20 protein-coding genes are annotated in these 23,651 nt (G+C 65.8%); 17 read left to right on the forward strand and 3 right to left on the reverse strand.

The window, feature by feature from the left end:
• Positions 1–18: 18 nt before the first annotated feature.
• The 8 genes from HPC46_RS20450 to HPC46_RS20485 are packed head-to-tail and all read left to right on the forward strand — an operon-like array spanning position 19 to position 9,087.
• The gene (locus HPC46_RS20450; RefSeq protein WP_179473257.1) at positions 19–882 is read left to right on the forward strand and encodes an alpha/beta fold hydrolase; all 864 of its coding nucleotides are present in this window, start codon (positions 19–21) and stop codon (positions 880–882) included.
• Positions 879–2,564, forward strand: a complete 1,686-nt coding sequence (locus HPC46_RS20455) for a bifunctional 3-(3-hydroxy-phenyl)propionate/3-hydroxycinnamic acid hydroxylase (protein WP_179473259.1) — start codon at positions 879–881, stop codon at positions 2,562–2,564. Before HPC46_RS20450 ends, HPC46_RS20455 begins: the two co-directional genes overlap by 4 nt.
• Positions 2,512–3,429 (forward strand): 3-carboxyethylcatechol 2,3-dioxygenase, encoded by a 918-nt coding sequence (locus HPC46_RS20460; protein WP_233716536.1) that lies wholly within the window; start codon positions 2,512–2,514, stop codon positions 3,427–3,429. Before HPC46_RS20455 ends, HPC46_RS20460 begins: the two co-directional genes overlap by 53 nt.
• Positions 3,426–5,144: an FAD-binding protein gene (locus tag HPC46_RS20465; protein ID WP_179473263.1), complete on the forward strand. Its 1,719-nt coding sequence runs from the start codon at positions 3,426–3,428 to the stop codon at positions 5,142–5,144. Before HPC46_RS20460 ends, HPC46_RS20465 begins: the two co-directional genes overlap by 4 nt.
• Entirely contained in the window at positions 5,141–6,448 is a 1,308-nt protein-coding gene (locus tag HPC46_RS20470; RefSeq protein ID WP_179473265.1) for an LLM class flavin-dependent oxidoreductase, read from the forward strand. The genes HPC46_RS20465 and HPC46_RS20470 overlap by 4 nt, the downstream gene beginning before the upstream one ends.
• A gap of 10 nt (positions 6,449–6,458) precedes the next feature.
• The gene (locus HPC46_RS20475; protein WP_179473267.1) at positions 6,459–7,271 is read left to right on the forward strand and encodes a coniferyl-alcohol dehydrogenase; all 813 of its coding nucleotides are present in this window, start codon (positions 6,459–6,461) and stop codon (positions 7,269–7,271) included.
• Between the two features lie 14 nt (positions 7,272–7,285).
• Positions 7,286–8,266 carry a cyclase family protein gene (locus HPC46_RS20480; protein WP_218894444.1) on the forward strand — a complete coding sequence of 327 codons (981 nt, stop codon included), beginning with the start codon at positions 7,286–7,288 and terminating at the stop codon, positions 8,264–8,266.
• Positions 8,263–9,087: an alpha/beta fold hydrolase gene (locus tag HPC46_RS20485; RefSeq protein ID WP_179473269.1), complete on the forward strand. Its 825-nt coding sequence runs from the start codon at positions 8,263–8,265 to the stop codon at positions 9,085–9,087. The genes HPC46_RS20480 and HPC46_RS20485 overlap by 4 nt, the downstream gene beginning before the upstream one ends.
• Before the next feature lie 21 nt (positions 9,088–9,108).
• On the opposite strand, the gene HPC46_RS20490 is transcribed toward HPC46_RS20485, so the two are convergent.
• Genes HPC46_RS20490 through HPC46_RS20500 form a run of 3 tightly spaced genes read right to left on the reverse strand, consistent with a single transcriptional unit; the run spans position 9,109 to position 13,353 of the window.
• The gene (locus tag HPC46_RS20490; RefSeq protein ID WP_179473271.1) at positions 9,109–11,310 is read right to left on the reverse strand and encodes a molybdopterin-containing oxidoreductase family protein; all 2,202 of its coding nucleotides are present in this window, start codon (positions 11,308–11,310) and stop codon (positions 9,109–9,111) included.
• Positions 11,298–12,137 carry a mycofactocin-coupled SDR family oxidoreductase gene (locus tag HPC46_RS20495; RefSeq protein WP_179473273.1) on the reverse strand — a complete coding sequence of 280 codons (840 nt, stop codon included), beginning with the start codon at positions 12,135–12,137 and terminating at the stop codon, positions 11,298–11,300. The genes HPC46_RS20490 and HPC46_RS20495 overlap by 13 nt, the downstream gene beginning before the upstream one ends.
• 34 nt (positions 12,138–12,171) lie before the next feature.
• On the reverse strand, positions 12,172–13,353 hold the full coding sequence (locus HPC46_RS20500; RefSeq protein WP_325096716.1) for a cytochrome P450: 1,182 nt from the start codon (positions 13,351–13,353) through the stop codon (positions 12,172–12,174).
• A gap of 298 nt (positions 13,354–13,651) precedes the next feature.
• Here HPC46_RS20500 and HPC46_RS20505 point away from each other — a divergent pair, with 298 nt between their 5' ends.
• Genes HPC46_RS20505 through HPC46_RS20545 form a run of 9 tightly spaced genes read left to right on the forward strand, consistent with a single transcriptional unit; the run spans position 13,652 to position 23,645 of the window.
• On the forward strand, positions 13,652–14,467 hold the full coding sequence (locus tag HPC46_RS20505; protein ID WP_179473277.1) for an SDR family NAD(P)-dependent oxidoreductase: 816 nt from the start codon (positions 13,652–13,654) through the stop codon (positions 14,465–14,467).
• A 46-nt stretch (positions 14,468–14,513) separates the two neighbouring features.
• On the forward strand, positions 14,514–15,179 hold the full coding sequence (locus tag HPC46_RS20510; RefSeq protein ID WP_179473280.1) for a TetR/AcrR family transcriptional regulator: 666 nt from the start codon (positions 14,514–14,516) through the stop codon (positions 15,177–15,179).
• Positions 15,180–15,183: 4 nt separating this feature from the next.
• Positions 15,184–15,378 carry a ferredoxin gene (locus tag HPC46_RS20515; RefSeq protein WP_179473282.1) on the forward strand — a complete coding sequence of 65 codons (195 nt, stop codon included), beginning with the start codon at positions 15,184–15,186 and terminating at the stop codon, positions 15,376–15,378.
• A 3-nt stretch (positions 15,379–15,381) separates the two neighbouring features.
• Positions 15,382–16,623: a cytochrome P450 gene (locus tag HPC46_RS20520; protein WP_179473284.1), complete on the forward strand. Its 1,242-nt coding sequence runs from the start codon at positions 15,382–15,384 to the stop codon at positions 16,621–16,623.
• Between the two features lie 40 nt (positions 16,624–16,663).
• Positions 16,664–17,833 carry an amidohydrolase family protein gene (locus tag HPC46_RS20525; protein ID WP_179473286.1) on the forward strand — a complete coding sequence of 390 codons (1,170 nt, stop codon included), beginning with the start codon at positions 16,664–16,666 and terminating at the stop codon, positions 17,831–17,833.
• 25 nt (positions 17,834–17,858) lie between these two features.
• Positions 17,859–19,127, forward strand: a complete 1,269-nt coding sequence (locus HPC46_RS20530; protein ID WP_179473371.1) for a M24 family metallopeptidase — start codon at positions 17,859–17,861, stop codon at positions 19,125–19,127.
• Complete coding sequence (locus HPC46_RS20535; protein ID WP_179473288.1) at positions 19,117–20,265, forward strand: M24 family metallopeptidase; 1,149 nt, start codon at positions 19,117–19,119, stop codon at positions 20,263–20,265. Before HPC46_RS20530 ends, HPC46_RS20535 begins: the two co-directional genes overlap by 11 nt.
• On the forward strand, positions 20,258–21,250 hold the full coding sequence (locus HPC46_RS20540; RefSeq protein ID WP_179473290.1) for an enoyl-CoA hydratase/isomerase family protein: 993 nt from the start codon (positions 20,258–20,260) through the stop codon (positions 21,248–21,250). The genes HPC46_RS20535 and HPC46_RS20540 overlap by 8 nt, the downstream gene beginning before the upstream one ends.
• A 4-nt stretch (positions 21,251–21,254) precedes the next feature.
• On the forward strand, positions 21,255–23,645 hold the full coding sequence (locus HPC46_RS20545; RefSeq protein WP_179473292.1) for a CaiB/BaiF CoA transferase family protein: 2,391 nt from the start codon (positions 21,255–21,257) through the stop codon (positions 23,643–23,645).
• Positions 23,646–23,651 lie beyond the last annotated feature (6 nt).

Consider the following 23,651-nt stretch of genomic DNA (forward strand, 5'->3'; position numbering starts at 1 on the left):
GAGGATAGGGGCAGCCGGGTGCCGGAGTTCGAGAGCGTCTGGAGCGATCTGCAGGGCGTTGCGTTCTCGCAGGGCTATCTGGACGTCGGTGGGGTGCGCACGCGCTACCTCCACGCCGGCGATCCGGCCAAACCCACATTGGTGCTGCTGCACGGGTCCGGCGGCCACGCCGAGGCATACGTGCGCAACCTCGAGTCGCATGCCGAGCACTTCTCGACCTGGTCGATCGACATGCTGGGCCACGGCTACACCGACAAGCCCGGGCATCTGCTGGAGATCCCGCACTACGTCGAGCACCTCGCGGCGTTCCTCGACACCATCGGCGCGCAGCGGGCGCATATCTCCGGTGAGTCGCTCGGCGGCTGGGTGGCCTCGCGCTTCGCGGTCGATCACGCCGACCGGGTCGAACGTCTGGTGCTCAACACCGCCGGTGGTTCGCAGGCCGACCCGGAGGTGATGAAGAGGATCATCACGCTGTCGATGGCCGCCGCCGAGAACCCGAGCTGGGAGACCGTGCAGGCCAGGATCAAATGGCTGATGGCCGACAAGTCCAAGGACTACGACGACATCGTCGCCAGTCGCCAGCGGGTCTACCGGCAGCCGGGGTTCGTCTCCGCGATGCGTGACATCATGGCTTTGCAGGATCCCGAGATCCGGCAGCGAAACCTGATGAGCCCCAGTGACTATGGTGCCATCAACGTCCCGACGCTGGTGCTCTGGACCAGCGACGACCCGACTGCCGACACGACGGAGGGCAGACGGATCTCGGAGATGATCCCGGGCGCGCGGTTCGAGGTCATGGAGGGTTGCGGGCACTGGCCGCAGTATGAGGACCCCAAGACGTTCAATCGCCTGCACATCGACTTCCTCCTGGGCCGATGAGCATGAGTTTTGACGTTGTCGTGGTGGGAGCCGGGCCGGTCGGCCTGACTCTGGCCAATGTCCTTGGCCTGCAGGGCGTGCGAACGCTGGTGGTCGATGAGCGCGACGCGCTGATCGACTACCCGCGCGGCGTCGGTCTCGACGACGAAGCCCTGCGCACCTTCCAGTCCATCGGCCTGGTGGACGCCGTCCTGCCGCACACCGTGCCCAACCAGATCCTGCGGTTCTACGACGGCAAGCGCCGGTTGCTGGCCGAGATGGCTCCGCCGGATGCACGATTCGGCTGGCCCAAGCGCAACGGATTCGTACAGCCCCTGGTCGATGCCGAACTGTACAAGGGTCTCGCCCGCTTCGATCACGTCGAGGTGGCGTGGGGTCACCCGATGACCTCGATCACGGAGACCGCGGACGGGGTCACCGTCGAGTTGTCGCCTGCCGATTCCGACGCCCGAAAGGTCAACGCCCGCTATGTCGTCGGCTGCGACGGCGGCCGCAGCGCAACCCGCCGGCTGATGGGGGTGTCCTTCGACGGCACGACGTCGTCGACCCGGTGGCTGGTCGTCGACATCGCCAACGACCCACTGGGGCATCCCAACAGCGAAGTCGGCGCCGACCCGGTCCGGCCCTACGTCTCGATCTCCATCGCCCACGGGATCCGGCGTTTCGAGTTTCTGATCCACGGCCACGAAACCGACGAGCAGGCCGAGGATCCCGCGTTCGTCGCGGAGATGCTCTCCCGGTTGGTGCCTCATCCCGACAAGTGCGACATCATCCGCCGAAGGCTCTACACCCACCACTCCCGCATCGCGAGCTCGTTCCGCAAGGGCCGCATCATGATTGCGGGAGACGCCGCCCATCTGATGCCGGTCTGGCAGGGCCAGGGCTACAACAGCGGCATCCGTGACTCCGCCAACCTCGGCTGGAAGCTGGCCGCGGTGGTCAAGGGTCAGGCGCGCGATGCGCTGCTGGACACCTATGACATCGAGCGTCGCAAGCACGCCCGGGCGATGATCGACCTGTCGACCACGGTCGGCAAGGTGATCTCTCCGACAAATCCGCGAGTAGCGGGCGCGCGGGATGTGTTGATTCGCGCGGCTTCTCTGGTGCCCACGCTGAAGCGCTACGTCCTGGAGATGCGCTTCAAGCCGATGCCGCGCTACGAGCAGGGTGCGGTGGTGCACAGCGAGCCGCGATCACCGTCGTCGGCGGTGGGCACACTGTTCATCCAGCCGCGCGTCGACACCCGGGACAAGCAGAACGTCCTCCTCGACGACGTCATCGGACCTTGGTTCGCCTTCGTGTGCTGGAGCAACAACCCCCGACAGCTCCTGGGTGAGAAGGCCTTTGCCGACTGGAAGGCGCTCGGCGCCGTTTTCGTGGCGCTGCGCCCGACCACCCAGTTGCACTGGACCGGACACGACGACCCCGACGTCGTCGTGGTCGGCGACCGCACCGGAGCGCTGAAGGCCTGGTTCGACGCCCACGAGGAATCCGTGATGTTCCTGCGCCCCGACCGCTGCATCGCCGGTGCGTGCATCGCCCAGCGCACGCCGGAGTTGAGCGCGGACCTGCTCGAGAAACTCACCCTCACACCGGGAGGAGGCACCGATGCCACTGGCCCTCTGTTGCATGTCGCACAGCCCGCTGCTGAACCTTCCCGGCCCGTCAGCGGAACTGCTTGACGACGTCAATGCCCGGCTGGCCGAAACCCGGGCTTTTGTCGCGGATTTCGACCCCGAGCTCGTCGTCATCTTCTCCCCGGACCACTACAACGGGTTCTTCTATCGGCTGATGCCGCCATTCTGTATCGGCACCGCCGCGTCCGGGGTGGGGGATTACGGAACGCACGCCGGACCGCTGGATGTCTCCGCCGACCTGGCCAACGAGATGGCGGCGGCGGTGTGGGACGCCGGCGTCGACGTCGCCCTGTCATCGGCCATGGACGTCGATCACGGCACCGTGCAGCCGCTCGAGGTTCTCTTCGGGGATGCTGCATCCCGGCCGGTCATCCCGGTGTTCATCAACTCGGTCGCCACCCCACTGGGGCCGGTCAAGCGCACCAGGGCGTTGGGCACCGCCATCGGGCAATACCTGCGCACTGTGGACAAACGGGTGCTGATCGTCGGATCCGGTGGGCTGTCCCATGATCCGCCGGTGCCGACGTTGGCGACCGCGCCACCGGCGGCGCTGGAGCGCATCGTCGGTGGGGCGCCGATGTCCGCGGAAGGACGTGCGGCTCGGCAGGAGGCCGTGATCGCCGCCGCACACGATTTCGCGCATGGGAACAGCCCGCTGCAGCCACTGAACCCGGATTGGGATCACGCCCTGCTGGACCTGATCGACACCAACCGGCTCGCCGAGGTGGACGGCTGGAGCAATGACTGGATCGCGCGCGAGGCCGGCAATTCGGCACATGAGATCAGAACCTGGGTGGCGGCTTTCGCCGCATTGGCGGCTCAGGGCGACTACCAGACGCAGCAGCGCTACTACCGCGCTGCTCCAGAACTGATCGCGGGCTTCGCGATCCGGACGGCGGTACCCGTATGACAGAGTCCTTCGATCACTCCGTGGACGTTCTCGTGATCGGCTCCGGCGCCGGCGGGATGACCGCCGCGCTGCGCGCCGACGCGGTGGGGCTGGACACTCTGATCGTGGAAAAGTCGCCCAAATTCGGTGGCTCGTCGGCACTTTCCGGCGGTGGTATCTGGGTTCCCGGCGCACCGTCGCAACGCAAAGCGGGCTATTCGCCGGATCCGGACGGGGTGTTCGAGTACCTCAAGACCATCACCGGAGGTCTGGTCAGCGACGAGCGGCTGCGCGCCTACGTCGACACCGCCCCCGAGATGATGGAATTCTTGGAGAAGTCCAGCCGGTGGTTCGAGTTCGTCTGGAAACCGGGATACGCCGACTACTACCCTGAACTGCCGGGCGGGTCCGAACGCGGCAGCACCATCAACGTGCCCGAAATCGATTTGCGCAAACTGGGCGATGAGGAGCAGAACCTGCTCGCGCCACTGGCGTTGGCGCCGAAGGGAATCTGGTTCGCTCCCAAAGATCTCCGCCTCTTCTACCAGGTCCGGCAGAACTGGCGCGGCAAGGCTGTGCTGCTCAAGCTGATCTGGCGGATGTTCCGGGCCCGGGTGTTCGGCGACCGGATGGCCGCGATCGGGCAATCGCTGATGGCGCGGATGCGCCTTGCGCTCAAGGAGAAAGACATCCCACTGTGGTTGTCGGCACCGATGACCGAACTGATCACCGACGTGGACGGCAATGTCGTCGGTGCGGTCGTCGACCGCGACGGTGCGCCGATGCGGATCGGGGCCCGGCGCGGTGTGATCGTGGCCTCCGGTGGGTTCGACCACGATATGGCCTGGCGTCGAGAGCATCTGCCGGTGCTCGAGAAAGACTGGAGCTTCGGCAATCCCGCCGCGACGGGCGATGGCATCCGGGCGGGGGAGAAGGTGGGCGCCGCCACCGATCTGCTGGACGAGGCATGGTGGTTTCCCGCCATGTGCTGGCCGGACGGACGTTTGCAGTTCATGCTCAACGAACGCATGATGCCCGCCCAGTTCGTGGTCAACGGCGCCGGCAAGCGCTTCATCAACGAAGCCGCACCGTATATGGATTTCGCGCACGCGATGATCGAGGGCCAGCAAAAAGGCATTGAGCACATTCCGTGCTGGCTGGTCACCGACATCACGTCGTTCCACCGCTACGTGGTCGGCGGGCACCTGCCCATCCCGAAGGTGCCGTTCGCCCCGGTTCCCACCGGCCGCAAGATCCCGCAGGCCTGGCTGGACTCCGGGATCGTGGTGGCCGCCGACACCTTCGGCGAGCTGGCCACCAAGATCGGTGTCCCGGCGGACGAATTGCAGCGCACTGCAACCCGATTCAACGAACTCGCCCGCAGGGGCCACGACGACGACTTCAACCGGGGCGACAGTGCCTACGACAACTACTACGGTGATCCGACGCTGCCCAACCCCAACCTGGCTCCGCTGGGCAAGGCACCTTATCTGGCGTTCCAGATCATTCTCGGCGACCTCGGCACCTCCGGTGGATTGCGCACCGATGAGCACGCCCGGGTGCTGCGCGAGGACGGCACCGTGATCGGCGGGCTCTACGCCACCGGGAACGCCTCGGCCGCCGTGATGGGCCGCAGCTACGCCGGAGCCGGCGCCACCATCGGACCCGCTATGACGTTCGGCTACGTCGCAGCAGAACACATTGCCCACAATTCCAATCGAGAGGTAACCGCATGAAAATCTCGCTGTTCTACGAATTCCCGCTGCCGCGGCCGTGGTCGGAGGACGACGAGCACCAGCTCTTCCAGCACGGACTCGACGAGGTGGAGGCCGCCGACAAGGCCGGTTTCTCCACCGTGTGGCTCACTGAGCACCACTTCTTGGAGGAGTATTGCCACTCCACCGCACCGGAGATGTTTCTTGCGGCGGCAAGCCAGCGCACCAAGGACATCCGGCTCGGTTTCGGCGTGATGCACCTGCTGCCGAACATCAACCCGGCGGCCCGCATCGCCGAGCGCGTCGCGACCCTCGACCACCTGTCCAACGGCAGGGTGGAATACGGCACCGGTGAGGGTTCTTCGGTGGCCGAGCTCGGCGGCTTCAACGTCGACCCCGCCGACAAGCGCGCCCAGTGGGAAGAAGCGCTCGAGGTGTCCATCCGCTGTATGACGGAGGCGCCGTTCACCGGGTTCAAGGGCGAGCACATCGAGATGCCGGCCCGCAACGTGGTTCCCAAGCCGCTGCAGAAGCCGCATCCGCCGGTGTGGGTGGCCTGCACTCGCCCGTCATCGGTCGAGATGGCCGCGCAGAAGGCCATTGGCGCACTGAGCTTCGCCTACACCGGCCCGGAGGCGCTCAAGGAGCGGGTCGATGGCTACTACCGCGACTTCGAAGAGCAGGGCACGCCGATCACCCCGGCGATCAACCCCAACATCCTCGCCATCGGCGGTGACTTGTCGATGATGGTCGCCAAGACCGACGAGGAGGCGCTGGCGCGGCTCGGTATCGGCGGCGGGTTCTTCTCGTTCGGCATCATGCACTACTACCTGACCGGTATGCACACCCCCGGCCGCACGGGAGTGTGGGAACTGTACGAGAAGGCCGTCAAGGAGGATCCGACCCTGGCTTACGGCCCGGGCCGTGGTGCGATCGGCGGGCCGGAGACGGTGCGGGAGTTCCTGCGGGGATACGAGGCCAGTGGCGTCGACGAGATCATCCTGCTGCTCAACCCGCGCAGCCACGAAGGCACGATGGAGTCCATCGAGATCATGGGCAAGGAGATTCTGCCCGAGTTCATCGAGCGGGATGCCAAGGCCGTCGCGGACAAGGCCAAGCGCCTCGAACCGGTGATCGAGAAGGTCGAGGCGCGCCGGCGGCCATCGGACGCACCGATGTTCGACGAGACCTACGCGTTCGGCGGATTGCCGACCGGCCGAAACAAGTTCACCGCCGGTGAGATTCCCGAGGCGATGGCCGAGATCAACGAAGGTCGGGTCAAGGCCGCGCAGTTGGAGAAGGAGAAGCGGGAGCAGGCCAAGTAGCCCGAAGAACATGGCCCACATCGACGATCTGCTGCGCTATGACGGCCGCCGAGTCGTGGTCACCGGCTGCGCGTCCGGCATCGGTGCGCAGCTGTGCGAGCAACTCGCCGACCTGGGTGCTCAGGTGATCGGTCTCGATCTGCGCGAGCCAGTCGCGGGGCCAAGTGAGTTCGTCGAGATCGATCTGGCCGACCCCGGATCGATCGACCGCGCCGCTGCCGCGGTGTCCGGCCCCGTCGACGCGTTGTTCAGCGTCGCCGGGGTGTCCTCGGGGATCGGGAATCCACTGCTGGTCGTCACGATCAACTTCCTGGGCACCCGGCAGCTCACCGAAGCGCTGCTGCCCAAGCTGGGGCCGGGCTCCTCGGTCAATCTCGTCTCGTCGCTGGCCGCACAGCACTACCGTGAGAACCTGCCGCAGGCGGCCGGTCTGCTGGCGACGGGATCGATGGCCGAGGGCATTGCCTGGTGCCACGACAACCCCGGCGCTCTGGCCAACGGCGGCTACCGGCTGTCCAAGGAGGCGATCATCGGATACACGGTGACTAGCGCTGTTCCACTGGGCGCCAAGGGTATTCGGATCAATTGCACCGGACCGGGGGTTACCGAGACGCCGATCCTGGACCAGCTACGCTCGGCCTACGGGAACGATTTCCTCGACGACATCCCCAAACCGCTGGGTCGGGTGTCGAACTCGGCCGAGCAGGCCGCGGTGCTGGTCTTCCTGGGCAGCGGGGCAGCCGGTTACATCACCGGGCAGGTCATCTGGGCCGACGGCGGCAACATCGCCGCGCGCCAGGCTGCCGACTACGAGAAGGGATGACCAGCGTGGCCGATATGAGCGATTTCCGTCGGGTCGCCGACGACGTCCGGAACTGGGGCCGGTGGGGCGACGCCGACGAACTCGGCACGCTGAACTTCATCACATCCGAGAAGGTTGCGCAGGCCGCGTCAACAGTGAAGCACGGCAAGGTGTTTCCGCTGGGTGTCGACTTCGGTTCGTCGGGTCCGCAGGGAGCGTTCCAATACCGGCAGAATCCCACCCACGTGATGACGATCGACGGCGGTGACGCCAAAACACTGATGGAATACGGTCCCAAATGGCTGCAGAACCCGTCGGCCGTTCAGCTGAGCGGGTATAGCACGGCTGGGCCCATGCGCTTCAACGACGACATGATCATCATGCCGCTACAAGCCGCCACCCAATGGGATGCGCTGTCGCACGTCTACTACGAGGACAAGCTGTACAACGGATTTCCCGCCGACTCGGTGACCAGCCTCGGTGCCTACTACCTGGGCATCGACAAGGTCGACGGCAAGGGCATCACGTCGCGCGGGGTGCTGCTCGACATCGTGAAGCTGCGCGGCGCGCCGACGTTCTGCGAGCTCGGCGAGCCGATCACCCCGGCCGAACTGGACGAGGCGGCCAGAACCCAGGGGGTGAGCATCGAAACCGGCGATATCGTGCTGATCCGAACCGGTTGGTGGGCACGATTTTTGGAGACCGGCGACGGCACCGAGCCCGGCGCTGGCCTGGATTGGACGTGCGCGTCGTGGCTGGCTGACCATCAGGTGGCTGCGGTGGCGGCCGACAACCTGATGGTGGAGAACCCGGCTTCGGGTGTGGACGGCGCCATCTTGCCGATGCACATGCTGTGCCTGCGCGATATGGGGCTGATGCTCGGCGAGTACTGGAATCTCACCGAATTGGCGCTCGATTGCGCGGCCGACGGACGCTACGACTTCCAACTCGTGGCACCGCCGCTGTCCGTCACGGGAGCCGTCGGTTCGCCGGTCAACCCGATCGCGATCAAGTGAGCTATCAACATCGCACCGTCGTCGTCGACGGTTTGACGACGCACTTTCTCGAGGCAGGGGAGGGCGATCCCGTCGTGCTACTGCACGGCGGCGAGTTCGGTGTGTCTGCCGAGATCGCCTGGGAAAAACTGATTCCCGCGCTGGCACAGCACTACCGGGTGCTGGCCCCGGACATGCTGGGCTTCGGGGACTCAGCGAAAGTCATCGACTTCACCGACGGGCGGGGCATGCGGATCCGGCACATCGCCCGGTTCTGCGCGCTGCTGGGTATCGACTCCGCGCACTTCGTCGGCAACTCGATGGGTGCCATCAACCTACTGGTGGACCTGACGTCGGGAGATCCGGTCCTGCCGGTGCGCAGCGCGGTCACGATCTGCGGTGGCGGCGAGATCCAGAAGAACCGGCACACCACCGCGCTCTACGAGTACGACGCCTCCTACGAGGCGATGCGGGCCATTGTGGAAGCGCTGTTCTTCGACCCGTCGTATCCCGCCGACGAGGCCTATGTGCAGCGGCGCTACGATTCGAGCATCGCCCCGGGCGCCTGGGAGTCGTTGGCGGCGGCACGTTTTCGCCGTCCAGGGTTGGAGGCCCCGTCAACCCCGTCGAGCAAGCGGGCCTACGAACGTATCGATGTCCCGGTCCTGGTCGTCGAGGGTGCGGGGGACAAGCTGCTGCCTTCGGGTTGGGCGGCCGAGATCGCCGGACAGATCACCGGTGGACGGTCCGCGGTCATCGACGGCGCCGGGCACTGTCCCCAGATCGAACAGCCCGAGGCGCTGGCCGATCTGTTGCTGGAGTTCTTCGCCGAGCAGACGTGAAACCCCCCATTTTGGGCTGAATTAGGGGGTTTTGGCGTCTGCTCGCGGTTGAGAGGTGACGCGCTCGACACCCACGTACGCCGAACTCAACGCCGGCGTCTGCGACAGCGGGTCCACCGGGGAGCCGCCGACCAGCAGATTGCGGTTGACGCCGAACGAGATTGGCTCACCACCGCCGCTCGGGTCGAACACCCGCGAGCCCCAGCCGTGGTCGACGATGACGACACCGGGCCGGGGCCGGTCGCTGACCTCGGCGGTCAGTACCACTTCACCGATCGGGGAGAACACCCGGACCCGGTCACCGTCGGTGATACCGAGCGCAACAGCGTCTTTCGGATTGATCACCGCACGGTTGTCCTTACCCGACGGGTGCAGACCCGGAATGTCGTTGAGCCAGGAGTTCATCGAATGCCTGCGCCTGCTGTTCGCCAGCTGGAACGGTAGGCCCTCCGGTGCATTCGGATGCGGTTCGGCCAACAGCTCGTGGGTGCGTGCGACGAACTCTGCCGGCGCGACATGAATCTTCTTGTCATCGGTGCGCAATGCCGTTCGTAGATACCCGAATTCGCGCCTGCCGAACACCCAGCCGTGCGGATGCTCCATCACCGCGCGCCAGGTGATCCCGCGGCTGGATGCCACGATGATCCGGTCGATCCAGTGCGGCCCGAACGCCAGCGACGGCCTGCGAGTGAGCTTTGCGACCCGGCGAGTTGCCTTCACGAATCCGTTGAGACCCTTCATGCCGAGGAAAGGCCGTTTCATCGCCAGCGTGAGATCGAGAAAGAACTGCCATTCCGGACGGGCCTGACCTGGCGGGTCGACCGCGCGTCGCCCGTACTGGACATAGGGCTCGTCGTGCAGTCCGCTGGTGAGCGCCAGCAGATCGTCGCGCTCCAGCCAGTGCGCGGCCGGCAGCAGCCAGTGCGCGTGTCGGTGGCTTTCGCGCTGTAGGAAGTCGATCACCACCAACAGGTCGAGTTGCGCCAGCGCGGCATCCAGCCGTGCGCCATCGGGTCCGGAGACGACCGGGTTGCCCGCGTTGATCACCATGGCCCGGATCTGGCCTGGCCCTTCAGTGGTGATCTCGTCGGGCAATTCGTCGAGGCCGTGATGGCCGGCCACCATCGGTCGGCCCTGCAGCCGGCTGCGGTGGTCGACCGGCTTGGCGAAGGCTGCCAGCTTCAGCGAGTCGACGTACCCGCGCTCGAAGCGACGGCCACCGGGTCGGTCCATCCGCCCGGTGATCACGTTGAGCACGTGACCCAGCCACTCGCCGATGGTCCCGGCCAGGTGCAGCGACACCCCGGTACGGGTGACCACCATGGCGCCGGGTGCGGCAGCGAAATCCCGCGCCAACGACTCGATGTCGGCCCTGGGGACATCACAGCGTGCGGCGAGGTCGTCGAGGTCGGCCGCCGCGGCCAGGCTGCGCAACTCCGATGTGCCGAGGGCCAGATCGCGGCAGTCCGCGGGATGCTCGCGGCCTTCGTCGAAGATCACCTTGATCATGCCGAGCAGCAGCGCCCAATCCTGCCCGGGCCGGATCGCCACATGGATGTCGGCCTTCGCCGCGGATTCGGTGCGGACCGGGTCGACCACCACGATCTTCGCGCCCTGACGCTGCCGCGTAAGCGCCCGTTGCCAGCCGCCAGGCACCGACTCCACCCAATTCCACGCGCTCACAGCGGGATTGGCGCCGACCAGCAGGAAGAAATCACAGTTGTCGACATCGGAGACCGGGACGAACAGCTGGGATCCGTACATCGCCTGCGCGACCACGTGCAGGTTGTTCTGGTCCACCGACCCCACGTAATAGCGGTTCTGGCTGCCGATCGCATCCAGCCATCCCGTCATGAACAACAGATTCGACGACGAGAACCCGGCCGGGTTACCGGTGTAGGTGGCGACCGCATCCGGTCCGCCGGCCTCGATGGCGGCCGACATGCGCTTGGCGATGTCGGCGATCGCCTCGTCCCATGTCGCCTCGACGTAGCGCTCGCCCACCCGCCGCATCGGCGTGGTGATGCGGCGCGGATGGTCGACCAGCTGCGCAGCGGTACGGCCCTTGGCGCAGAAGTCGGCCCAGCTGTGCGGATTCTGTTTATCCGCAGAGATTTTCACCACGCGCCCGGCCTCGACGGTGACGTCGACCCCGCACGAGGCAAGGCAGTACCGGCAGAACGTGTGGACGGTCTGCTGCGGCGTGGGGGTTACTTCAAGCAACTTCCGCCGTCGACGGGCAGGGTGACACCGGTGATGTAGCGGGCCTCGTCGGAAGCCAGGAACAGTACCGCGTTGGCGATGTCTTCCGGCTCGACCCAGCCGATCGGAAGCGTGTGCATGAGCTGCCCGACCACCTTCATGTCCTCGGGCCCCGGGTTCTCCAGGTCGGGGCGGAACAGCTTCATCGTGCCCTCGTTCATGAACAGCGGGGTGTTCACGTTGGTCGGGTGTACGGAGTTGACCCGGATGTTCTGTGCGCCGAGTTCGACGGCGAAGGTGCGCATGAGGCCGACGACGCCGTGCTTGGCGGCGACGTAGTGCCCGGTGTGCGGGTAGGCCTTGAGCCCGCCGACGGAGCTGGTCAAGATGATCGATCCACCGCGACCACCTTCGAGGATGTGCGGCACACCGGCTTTCACCGTCTTCCACACGCCGCCGAGGTTGATGTCGATCATCGCGGTCCAGTCGGTTTCGCTGGTCTTGTCCAGCGTCTGGCCGCCGTTGCCGATGCCGGCGTTGGCGACGATGATGTCGAGCCGGCCGAGTTGATCGACGCCGGCGTCGACGGCCGCCTTCAGCGCGTCGTAGTCGCGGACGTCGACCTCGGCGGTATAGATCTGCCGGTTGTGGCCTTTGACGAGGTCGGCGGTTTCGGCCAGATCCTCGGGGGTGGACGCGGCAATCAAGTCGACGGTGTCGATCTTCTTGCAGATGTCGACTGCGATGATGTCGGCACCCTCCGACGCCAGCCGGACCGCGTGGGCGCGGCCCTGTCCGCGCGCCGCACCGGTGACGAATGCGACTTTGCCTTCTACCCGTCCTGCCATGGTTGTTCAGTCCTCTTGTCGTAGTTGGTGGATGTCAGGGAATGATCGTCGGCATGGCGTCCCAGCCGCGGACCGCAGTGGTCTGGGATTTGACCGCGCCTGCCCAGTCGACCTCCCACGTCGGGAAGCGCTTGAGGATTTCTTCGAGCGCGATGCGCCCCTCCATCCGCGCCAGCGCGTTACCCATGCAGAAGTGAGTGCCCGCCCCAAAGGTCATGTGCGACTTCAGTTCACGGTGAATGTCGAATACGTCGCCGTTGGGAGCGAACCGGCGATGGTCGCGGTTGGCCGCTCCGACGAGCATCAGCATTGCCGAGCCCTCCGGGACGGTCTGTCCGTAGTACTCGGTGTCGCGAGCCACGTAGCGGGCGATCTGCAAAGCAGGCGGCTCCCAGCGCAGGATCTCTTCGACCGCCTGTGGGATCAAAGCTGGATTCTCGACGAGCTCCCGGCGCTGGTCCGGGTATTCGGCCAATGTCTTTCCGGCCCAGCCGATCAGGCGTGTCGTGGTCTCGGAGCCCGCGGTTGCGATCACCGTCAAATAGAGCAACAGTTCTTCGCGGTGCAGCCGCCGCACGGTGCCCGTCTCGTCGGCGAACTCGGCATTGAGCAGGTCGGTCATGATGTCGTCCGACGGGTGCTCGCGGCGGTAGTCGATGAATTCGGCGAACACCTCACCGGTGGCCAGGAGATCGACTTCCTTTTTCTGCAGCGTTGCCTCACCGTGGTCGGTGATCGCGCGCTGCCGGTCCTCCGGGATGCCGAGCAGCATCCCGATCACTCGCATCGGCATCTGCTCGCCGAGGTCGTTGACGAAGTCGAACCGGCCGGTGCCGACCAACGGATCCAGGCACCGCGTGGTGAATTCGCGGATCTGCGGCTCCAGCGCGGCAACTTTGCGAGGAGTGAACACTCGCGACAACAGGTTGCGGTGGATGTTGTGGATCGGCGGGTCTTCGAAAATCAAAGTGCCCGTGGGAATTTCCATCCCGGATTTGATGATTTCCAGCAGGGCCCCGCGGCCCGAGATGAACGTTTCGTGGTCGATGACAGCCTTGTTGACGTCGTCGAACCGGCTCAGTGCATAGAAGTCGAGCTCGGGGTTGTAATACAGCGGCGCTTCCTCGCGCAGGCGCGCGAACATCGGATACGGATTGATGTTCTGTTCGACGTCGTAGGGGTCGTAATGCAGGTCTGTGTCGGCACTGACGGTCACCAGGATGTTCCTCCCATGGGCCATTGGGTGTGAGCAACAATTGCAGTTCCGTTCAAAAGGTGTCAATGCCGTGTGCGGAATGTGTGAGGTTTGCTGGCCAAGTGAGAGAACCTGGTTCTCAACTCGCTCGTTTAGGCGCGCTAATCGGTTCTGGCGTTCGCGTGATCGATAGTGCCGTGGCTTCTTCGGGGGTGCGTCCATACCGCATTTAAATCAATCGCTTGACTTCGGTCGGATACAGCGAGTTGACTGCGTACGCGCACCGGATCGGCGTGCAGACGAGAGGGATTGGGCCGTCATGGGCAACGAATTGGCAGGCAAGGTCGCGGTCGTCACCGGCGGCGCATCGGGCCTCGGGGCCGGCATCGTCGAACGGTTTCTCGCCGAAGGCGCGACCGTCGTCTTCGGCGACATCGACACCGAGAACGGTCAGGCGCTGGCCGGTACCCATCCGGACGCGCTGTTCCTGCCGACTGATGTGGCGGTCACCGAACAGATCACCGCGCTGATCGACACCGCGGTCGAGAAGTTCGGCGGACTCGACGTGATGGTCAACAATGCCGGTGTCTCGGGCCGGATGCACCGGACTTTCCTCGACGACGATCTCGCCGACTTCGACACGATCATGAACATCAACCTGAAGGCCGTCATGGCCGGCACGCGCGACGCCGCCCGGCATATGAAGACCTCCGGCGGCGGATCGATCATCAACCTGACGTCGATAGGCGGAATCCAGGCCGGCGGCGGGGTGATGACCTACCGGGCGTCCAAGGCAGCGGTCATCCACTTCACCAAATGCGCGGCGATCGAACTGGCGAACTACGAGGTCCGGGTGAACTGCCTTGCGCCGGGCCATATCCGGACGGCGATCGTGTCAAAGTCCGCCCACGGCATGGACGCCGAGCAGGTCGCCAAGTTCGAGGCGGGCATCCGGGCGACCATGCGGGCCGACCGGCCGCTGGAGCGGGAGGGGACCGCGGCAGACGTGGCTGAGGCCATTCTCTTCTTCGCCGGCGACCGTTCGCCCTATGTGACGGGCACGGTTCTGCCGGTCGACGGCGGCACCGCGGCGGGCAAGCCGGTCCCGAAGAAAAAGAAGCTTCAGGATTCTTAAATCAATCGCTTGACTTAATCATGATCACCGAGTTGACTGGCCACCGATGACGACCGCAACTTCTCCTTCTCGGGGTGCCCGCACTGATCGGGCCAGTCTGACCCGTGAGGCGATCCTCACCGCCGCCGAGCGGCTGTTCGCCGAACACGGCGTCTTCGCGGTGTCGAATCGCCAGGTCAGCGAGGCCGCGGGGCAGGGAAACAACGCCGCCGTCGGCTACCACTTCGGCACCAAGATGGATCTGGTCCGCGCGATCGAGCACAAGCACGCCATTCCGGTGGAGAGGCTGCGCGAGCACCGCGTGGCGGCGATGGCAGACGACTCCGAGCTGCGCGAGTGGGTGGAGTGTCTGGTGCTTCCGCTGACCGATCATCTGACTGCGATGGGTAACCCGACCTGGTACGCGCGGTTCGCTGCGCAGGTGATGGCCGACCCGGCCTACCAGCAGACCGTCAGCCGAGACGCGCTCACCTTGCCGACCCTGGTCACCGTGCTCGAGGGCATCAACCGATGCCTGCCCGACCTGCCGGCCCACGTCCGCGCGGAACGCAAGATCATGGGCCGCAACTTGCTGATCCACACCTGCGCGGAATACGAGCGGGCCCTCGCGCAGGGCTCCTCTTTGCCCCTAACCAATTGGCGGACAGCCGCTTCCGGGCTTGTCGACGCGATCGTCGGGCTGTGGCTGGCCCCCGTGACACGACAGGGTTAACACGATGAAGGTCACCGTCGACCAGGACAAGTGCGTTTCCTCGGGTCAGTGCGTGCTCAACGCATCCGAGGTTTTCGACCAGCGCGACGAAGACGGGGTCGTCGTCCTACTCACCACCGAGCCACCGGCCGATCAGGAAGACAACGCGCGCCGAGCCGCGGCAGCCTGTCCCGCGCAAGCCATCTACGTCGAGGAGTGAAGTATGTCGGACACACTGACGTCTGACCCGACCGAGGCGGCCGCGGCCGTGCCGGACTATCCGATGGCGCGTGCGGCGAGCTGCCCGTTCGCCCCGCCGCCTGAGCTGCTCACGATGAACGAGACCAAGCCGCTGTCGCGGGTGCGGATCTGGGACGGCAGCACCCCGTGGCTGGTGACCGGCTACGAAGCGGCCCGGTCGTTGTTCGCCGATTCACGGATCAGCGTCGACGACCGCAAGCCGGGCTTCCCGCATTGGAACGGACACATGCTTGCCACGGTCGACAAGAGGCCGCGCTCGGTGTTCACGTCCGACGCCGAGGAGCACACCCGGTTCCGGCGGATGCTGTCCAAGCCGTTCACCTTCCGCCGGGTGGAGACGCTGCGCGACGTCATCCAGCAGGTCACCGACGAATGTATCGACGGGATCCTGGCCGGACCCCAGCCCGCCGACCTGGTCGCGAAGCTCGCCCTGCCGGTGCCGACCCGAGTCATCAGCGACATGCTCGGCGTGCCCTATGAGGACCACGAGTTCTTCCAGGAGCACGCCAACGCCGGCCTGGCCCGCTACGCCGCGGCCGACGCCATGCAAAAAGGCGCGATGACTCTGCACCAGTACCTGATCAACCTGGTCCGTAAGAAGCAGGAAGAGCCCGCCGAGGACGCCATCTCCGATCTCGCCGAACGTGTCACCGCCGGCGAGATCGACGTCAAGGAAGCCGCGCAGCTGGGCACCGGCTTGCTCATCGCCGGGCACGAGACCACCGCCAACATGATCGGGCTCGGTCTGCTGGCGCTGCTGGAGAACCCCGAACAGGCGGCGCTGCTTCGTGATTCGGACGATCCGAAGTTCATCGCGAACGCCGTCGAGGAATTGATGCGGTACCTGTCGATCATCCAGACCGGCCAGCGCCGGGTGGCCCTCGAAGACATCGAGATCGGCGGAGAGACCATCAAGGCCGGCGAGGGCGTGATCCTGGATCTGGCCCCGGCCAACTGGGATCCCGCCATGTACCCCGACCCCGGCACGCTGGACCTGACCCGTGATGCCAGCCAGCAATTGGGATTCGGCTACGGCAGGCACCAATGTGTCGGCCAGCAGCTGGCCCGTGCCGAAATGCAGATCGTGTTTCCCACCGTTCTGCGCCGCATGCCCACCATGAAATTGGCGATCCCGTTCGAGGAGGTGCCGTTCGCGGAAGACCACCTCGCCTACGGCGTCTACGAAGTCCCCGTTACCTGGTAGCCACCCGAACGCACTTTCCACAGCCCGATTGGAGACCAGAATGACCAGCCCAACAGCCACGCTCTATCCGCCCGAAGGTTTCGGTGCGCCCAAGAACCGCCACGGCCATTCCACCGGCGGGGTCGTGGGCCTTCCGGCCGGGACCGAGATCTTCTCGGCCGACAACCACATCTCGGTGGCCGACGACATCTTCTACGACCGGTTCCCCGAGGAACTCAAGGGTGCTGCCCCGCGCATCTGGTATGAGGACGGCGCCTACATGGTCGGCATGAAGGGCAAGGCCTGGACCGGCGGTGACTTCGGCCGGGTGCTCATGCAGTACGACGACCTCGCCGGCGCGGCGTCGAACAACATCGAGGCCCGCATCCGCGAGCTCAAAGAGGATGGCATAGACAAGGAACTCGCCTTTCCGAACGCTGTGCTCGCCTTGTTTCATTACCCGGACAAAGCGCTGCGGGAGCGGGTGTTCCGGATCTACAACGAGCACATCGCCGAGCTGCAGGAGCGCTCCAACGGTCACTTCTACGGCGTCGGGCTGATCAACTGGTGGGACCCCGCTGGAACCCGGGCCACCCTCGCCGAACTCAAATCGCTCGGACTCAAGACATTCCTGTTGCCGCTGAACCCCGGTAAAGACGACGACGGCAACATCTACGACTACGGCAGCACCGACATGGACGCCGTGTGGGACGAGATCGAAGCATCGGGCGTACCGGTCAGCCACCACATCGGCGAGACGCCACCGAAGACTCCGTGCCAGAACAACAGCGTGGTGGTCGGCATGATGGTCAACGTCGACTCGTTCCGCGAGCAGTTCGCCAAGTACGTGTTCTCCGGAATCCTCGACCGGCATCCCACCCTGAAGGTCGGCTGGTTCGAAGGGGGCATCGCCTGGGTGCCCACCGCGTTGCAGGACGCCGAGCACATGCTGGCCTCCTATCGGCACATGTTCAACCACGAGCTGAAGCAACCGGTGCGCGACTACTGGTCCAAGCACATGAGCGCGTCGTTCATGGTCGACCCGCTGGGACTGAAACTGATCGACCAGATCGGCGTCGACAACGTGATGTGGTCGTCGGACTATCCACACAACGAGAGCACCTTCGGATACTCGGAGAAGTCGTTGGCATCCGTGGTGGAGGCGGTGGGTCCGGAGGCCGCCGTGAAGATCGTCAGCACCAACGTGCAGAAGTTCCTGGGGATCGCATGAGCGAGCTTGCGAGCGAATCATGGATCTGACGACGTCGACCCATTCCGGCGTCACTCAGATCGCCCGGACCGGGTACACCTGGCTGGACATCCCGGCCGAGCCCGACTTCGCCCGGATGCGCAGCGAAGTCGGCGCGCGGCTGCATGCCGCGATGGCCGATCAGGGCGTGGACGCACTGGTGTTACTGGGCAACGGCAACGTCATCTACGCCACCGGTATCAGCTGGCCGCTGGCGGACGCCGGGTTGTCGCATGTCGAGCGACCGGTGGCGGTGGTCCTGGCTGACGACGAGCACCCGCACCTGTTCCTGCCGTTCCGCGAGGGCGCGGTGATGGAGTCCGGCCTGCCCGATGATCATCTGCATGGGCCCGTCTATCTCGAATTCTCCGAAGGTGTAGCGGAATTCGCGAAGATCCTGGCCGGACTGGTCCCGGCGGGTGCGACGATTGCGACCGATGAGTTGACCGGGGCGATGCGACGAGCCGGCAGTGCGCTGTTCCCCAGCGCGCCGGTGGACGCGGCCCCGGTGATCGGTGCGGCGAAGCTGGTCAAGACCATCGACCAGATAGCCTGCATCCGGCGCGCCTGCCAGATCACCGAACTGGCCGTCGCCGAGATTGCGAAGTCCCTGGCACCCGGTGCTCGTCAGATCGACCTGTCTGCCGAATTCGTCCGTCGCACATTCGAACTCGGCGCGACCACGAACATGTTCGACTCGATCTGGCAGGTCATGCCCACCTCGAAGGCGCAGGGAACCTGGACCACTACCGGCGATCTCGCCCTACCGCTGTTGACGACCGAGCGTGAGCTGGCACAAGGCGACGTGTTGTGGACCGACGTGTCCATCTCCTACCACGGCTACTGCTCCGACCACGGGCGCACCTGGATCGTCGGTCAGGAACCGACCCAGGCACAGCAGCGCCAGTTCGAGAAATGGAGCCGGGTTGTCGACGGGGTGCTGGCGGTGACCAAGGCCGGCGCCACCTGTGGCGACCTCGGCCGCGCGGCGATCGCCGCCGCCGGCGGGGTGAAGCCGTGGCTGCCGCATTTCTACCTCGGTCATGGGATCGGCACGAGTGCGGCCGAAATGCCGATGATCGGAACGGATCTCGGCCAGGAATGGGACGACAACTTCGTCTTCCCGCCCGGCATGTTGCTGGTGTTCGAGCCGGTGGTGTGGGAGGACGGCACCGGCGGCTATCGAGGCGAGGAAATCGTCGTCGTCACCGATGGCGGCTGGATGCCGCTCACCGCCTATCCATACGATCCGTACGAGGTGCCCAATGGGAATTGAGATCGAGGCCGATGGCCGGGCGCTGCGGCTCAGCCGTCGCGAGCGCGCCTTGGCCCAGATGGAGGTCTTCGACCTCGACGTGCTGGTGCTCGGTCGTCAGGCCAACGTCCGCTACATTTCCGGAGCCCCGCAGCTGTGGGTCGTGGGCACTCGCCCCTTCGGGCCGATCTGCGAATTTGTGCGCGCCACCGGCGAGATCCATCTCAACAGCACGTGGGATGAGGGCATTCCCGAGGAGATCCCGCACGAGAATCTGTACGGGTTCGCGTGGAACCCAATGACATTGGTCGAGATACTGAAGGGCATCAAGGGCGCCGATACCGCGCGTCGAGTCGGGACCGACGCCCTGACACCGACTTTCGCCAAACTGTTGCCGATGGCGTTCCCGAACGCGGAGTTGGTGGACGCCGAGCAGGCCATGCAGGCTGCCCGCCGGGTCAAGACTCCCGAGGAGGTGCAGGCGTTGCGGCACGCACTGGCGATCGCCGAGGAGGGCCTGGCCACGGGTGTGGCTGCTTTGAGTCCGGGGACCACCACGAAGGCCATCACCGCTGCGGTGCTGGAGGCGGAGGCCGCCGGTGGGGTGAGCACCCCGGCAACCCAGGAGGCCGCCTGGGTGACGTCGAAGGAGCATCCGTGGCGCCGCGCCGAGGGCGGTGATGTGATACGCGAGGGTGACCTGGTGGTGTTGTCGGCCGGGGTGCTGGCCGACGGATATGTCGCCGAGGTGGCCCGCACGCTCTACGTCGGCGAGCCGACCGATGCCGTGCGCGGGCTCTACCGGCGCCGAGATGCCCTGTGGGACAGTCTGGTCGAGGCGTGCCGGCCCGGCATGGCGACGAGCGCGTTGTTGGATGCCTACGCCCGCGCCGGTGAGCAGCTACCGGTCATGCCGGTGGCGCACGGCCTCGGTCTGGGATTCGACCCGCCGGTCGTCTCGCCGCAACTGCGGGCCACTGCCGACGCCGAACTGCTGGAGGAAGGGATGGTGCTCGCCGTCACCGCCCATGTCTGGGCGGAGTCGGTCGGATCGGTGATCACCCGCGACGCAGTATTGATCACCGCCGACGGATGCGAGGTCCTGACGTCTAGTCCGGCGTGGAGCGCCGCGGCGAGCGTCGCTACGAGCAATGGCTGAGGCCAAGCGCCCGTCGGCGGAGGAGATCATCCTCTACGAGAAGAACCCGAAGACCAAGATCGCCACGATCACCTTCAACCGGCCCGATTACCTCAACGCGCCGACCGCCGCTGCGCGCCTGCGGTATTCGGACCTGCTCTATCAGGCAGGCGTCGACGACCAGGTGAAGGTCCTGGTGATCCGCGGTGCCGGTGAGGACTTGGGTAGCGGTGCCGATCTGCCGGAATTCATGGAGCTGCAGAACGCGCCCGACGACGGGCCGCGGCTCTCGGAGTTCCGGATGGCGCCTGATGAGGTGAAATACCCGCCCAGGGGGACCTATCGGCGCGGCGCATCGGTGGGTGCCTGGTATGCCAGCCCGCAATCCGGCATCCGGACTCTGCAGGACTTCAAGAAGATCTCGATCCTGGAAGTCAAGGGCTACTGCTACGGCTGGCACTTCTACCAGGCGGCCGACGCCGATCTGGTGATCTCGTCGGACGATGCGCTGTTCGGCCATCCGTCGTTCCGCTACTACGGCTGGGGTCCCCGGATGTGGTGGTGGACCCAGATGATGGGCATCCGCAAGTTCCAGGAGATGGTCTACACCGGCCGACCGTTCACCGCCGACGAGATGTACGGGTGCAACTTCCTCAACAGCGTCGTGCCGCGCGAGGAACTCGAAGCTGAGGTCGAGAAGTATGCGCTGGCGTGCGCGCGAAACAGGCCAACCGACACCGTGTTTCAGCAGAAGATGTTCTTCGAGGTGTTCAAGCAGTTCCAGGGTGAGTACCTGGGCAGCCTGCTCGGCAGCACCTTCGAGTCGCTGGGTGGCGTCGCCGCCCGCGACGAGGACGAGTTCGACATGCACGAGGGTCTCGACACCGGCCTTGCCGGTGCGGTGAAGGACAACGACAGCAAGTTCCCGCCGCAGTGGCGGTTGTCGAAATCCGGCCGCGAGAAGACCGAGACCAAGACCAAGACCAAGACCAAGAAGAAGAAGTAGCGCGATGGCCGACTCACCCCTGACCGGTTTCGTCGTGGTGGACCTGTCGACGGGTATCCCCGGCGGCTACTGCACCAAACTGCTGTCCGACGGGGGTGCGGAAGTGGTCAAAGTCGAAGGCCCCGAAGGGGACCCGCTTCGGCGATGGTCTGCCTCGGGTGCGTCGATCGGCCAGGGCGAGGACGGCGCGCTGTTCAGCTTCCTGGCCGGCGGCAAACGCAGCGTGGTGGCCGACCCGACCGTGGCCGGCGACCTGGCGTTGGTGACCGACCTGCTGGCCTCGGCGGACGCCGTGGTGTGGTCACCGGGCTCAGCACTGGCCGACCAGCTGGCTCCGGCCGCACTGCACGCCGCGCATCCACACCTGATCGTCGCCGCGATCACGCCGTTCGGGTTGCACGGCCCCTGGAGTGAGCGTCCCGCAACGGAATTCACGTTGCAGGCCTGGTCTGGCGGCATCGTCGGGCTGGGCCGCGGGGCACCCGATCGCGCGCCCGTCTACGTCGGCGGACAAGTCGGAGACTATCTGTCGGGGTCGTACGCCAGCGCCGCGATCCTGGCCTCATGGATGCGGGTGCTCGGCGGCGGGCGCGGTGAGCTCATCGACCTGTCGATGCTGGAAAGCCATGTCATGGGCCTGACCTACTACCCGGTGACCTACTTCGAGATGCTGGGCCGGCCGTGGCGCGATGCCCGGAAGCTGACCGTGCCGGGAATCGCCCGCGTCAAGGACGGGCTGGTCGACGTCGGCTGCGGCACCGCCCAGCAATGGTTCGACCTGTGTGCCATGACCGGCCACGAGGATTGGATCGACGAGGACGCGCCACTCACGATCACCGAACAGGCCAACGAGAAGGCCGCTGAGCTCTACACCTGGATGGAAGAACGCACCGGTGACGAGGTGCGCGACCTGGCGACGGCCTTTCGCATCCCCAACGCCCCGGTGGCCACCCCGGACAACGTCGAATCGCTCGAACACTTCGTTGCCCGTGGATCGTTCGTCAGTCACCCGGCCGGCTTCCGGCAGCCGGCCCATCCCTATCGGATCGCCGGCGTCGAGCTACGTCCGCCGGCACTCGCACCGCGACTGGGGGAACACACCGATCACTACCGGAACGCGCCACGGAACCCGCGGCAAGCCGGGGTGGAAGCAGATAGGCTGCCGCTGAGCGGGATTCGCGTGGTCGACCTCACCACATTCTGGGCCGGACCGTCGTGCACTCATCTGATGGCCCTGCTGGGCGCCGAGGTGATCCACGTCGAGTCCGCCCGCCGTCCCGACGGCACCAGGATGATCGCCGGCGTCCCGATGACCGAAGGCCAGTGGTGGGAGAAGCAGCCGATTTTCGCGGCGCTGAACACCACCAAGAAGGACGTCACGCTCGACCTGGGCACTCAGCGGGGCCGGGAGCTGTTGCGCCAGTTGATCGCCACCGCCGATGTGGTCGCCGAGAACTACACCCCGCGGGTCCTCGATTCTCTCGGCCTCGATTACGCCGCGGTACGACAGATCCGGCCCGACATTGTCATGGTCCGCATGCCCGGCTTCGGGCTCGACGGTCCGTGGCGGGACAACCCGGCCTTCGCCTACGTCATCGAGGCGGCGGCCGGTATCAGCTGGCTGACCGGTTACCCGGACCGGAATCCGTACGAGCCGTACTCCCTTGGTGATCCCAACGCCGGACTGCACGCGCTCAATGCCGTGCTGCTGTCGCTCGAGCACCGCAGGCGCACCGGCGAGGGCGTGCTGATCGAGGCGGCGATGGTGGACGCGGCGCTCAACATCGCCGCCGAACAGATCATCGAATACACCGCCTACGGTGCGGTTCTGGAGCGTGCGGGCAACAGGGGGCCGACCGCATCGCCGCAGAACCTCTACCTCACCAACGAGATCGACGAGTTCGGCCGCGACGACTCCTGGGTCGCCATCGCCGTCGCCACCGACGAGCAGTGGCGATCACTACGTCACGCACTGGGCGATCCGGACTGGGCCGACGATCCCGACCTGGCCACCGCCGGTGGCCGCCGTGCCCGCGAGGACTTCATCGACGATTTCATCAGCGCCTGGTGCCGGGAGCGCAGCGGCGACGAGATCGTCGCCGCCCTGTGGCCTGCTGGGGTGCCGGTCGCCAAGGTGATGCAACCCCACCGGCAGCCCGAACTCGAACAGCTCACCGCGCGTGGGTTCTTCGAAGTGCTGGAGCATCCGGTCAATGCGGCGGCCCGGTTCACCACGATGCCGTTCAAGCTTTCAAGCGGATCGCGGCCCGTACACAGATCGTCGGCACCCCTGCTCGGCCAGCACAACCACGAAATACTGACCGAACTCGGTCTGTCGGCCGACGAGATCGCCGCGCTGCAGGCGGGCGGAGTGATTGGTACCTCGCCCGCGTAAGGAAAA

It is taken from the genome of Mycolicibacterium vinylchloridicum (assembly GCF_013404075.1).
GTDB classification, from domain to species: domain Bacteria; phylum Actinomycetota; class Actinomycetes; order Mycobacteriales; family Mycobacteriaceae; genus Mycobacterium; species Mycobacterium vinylchloridicum.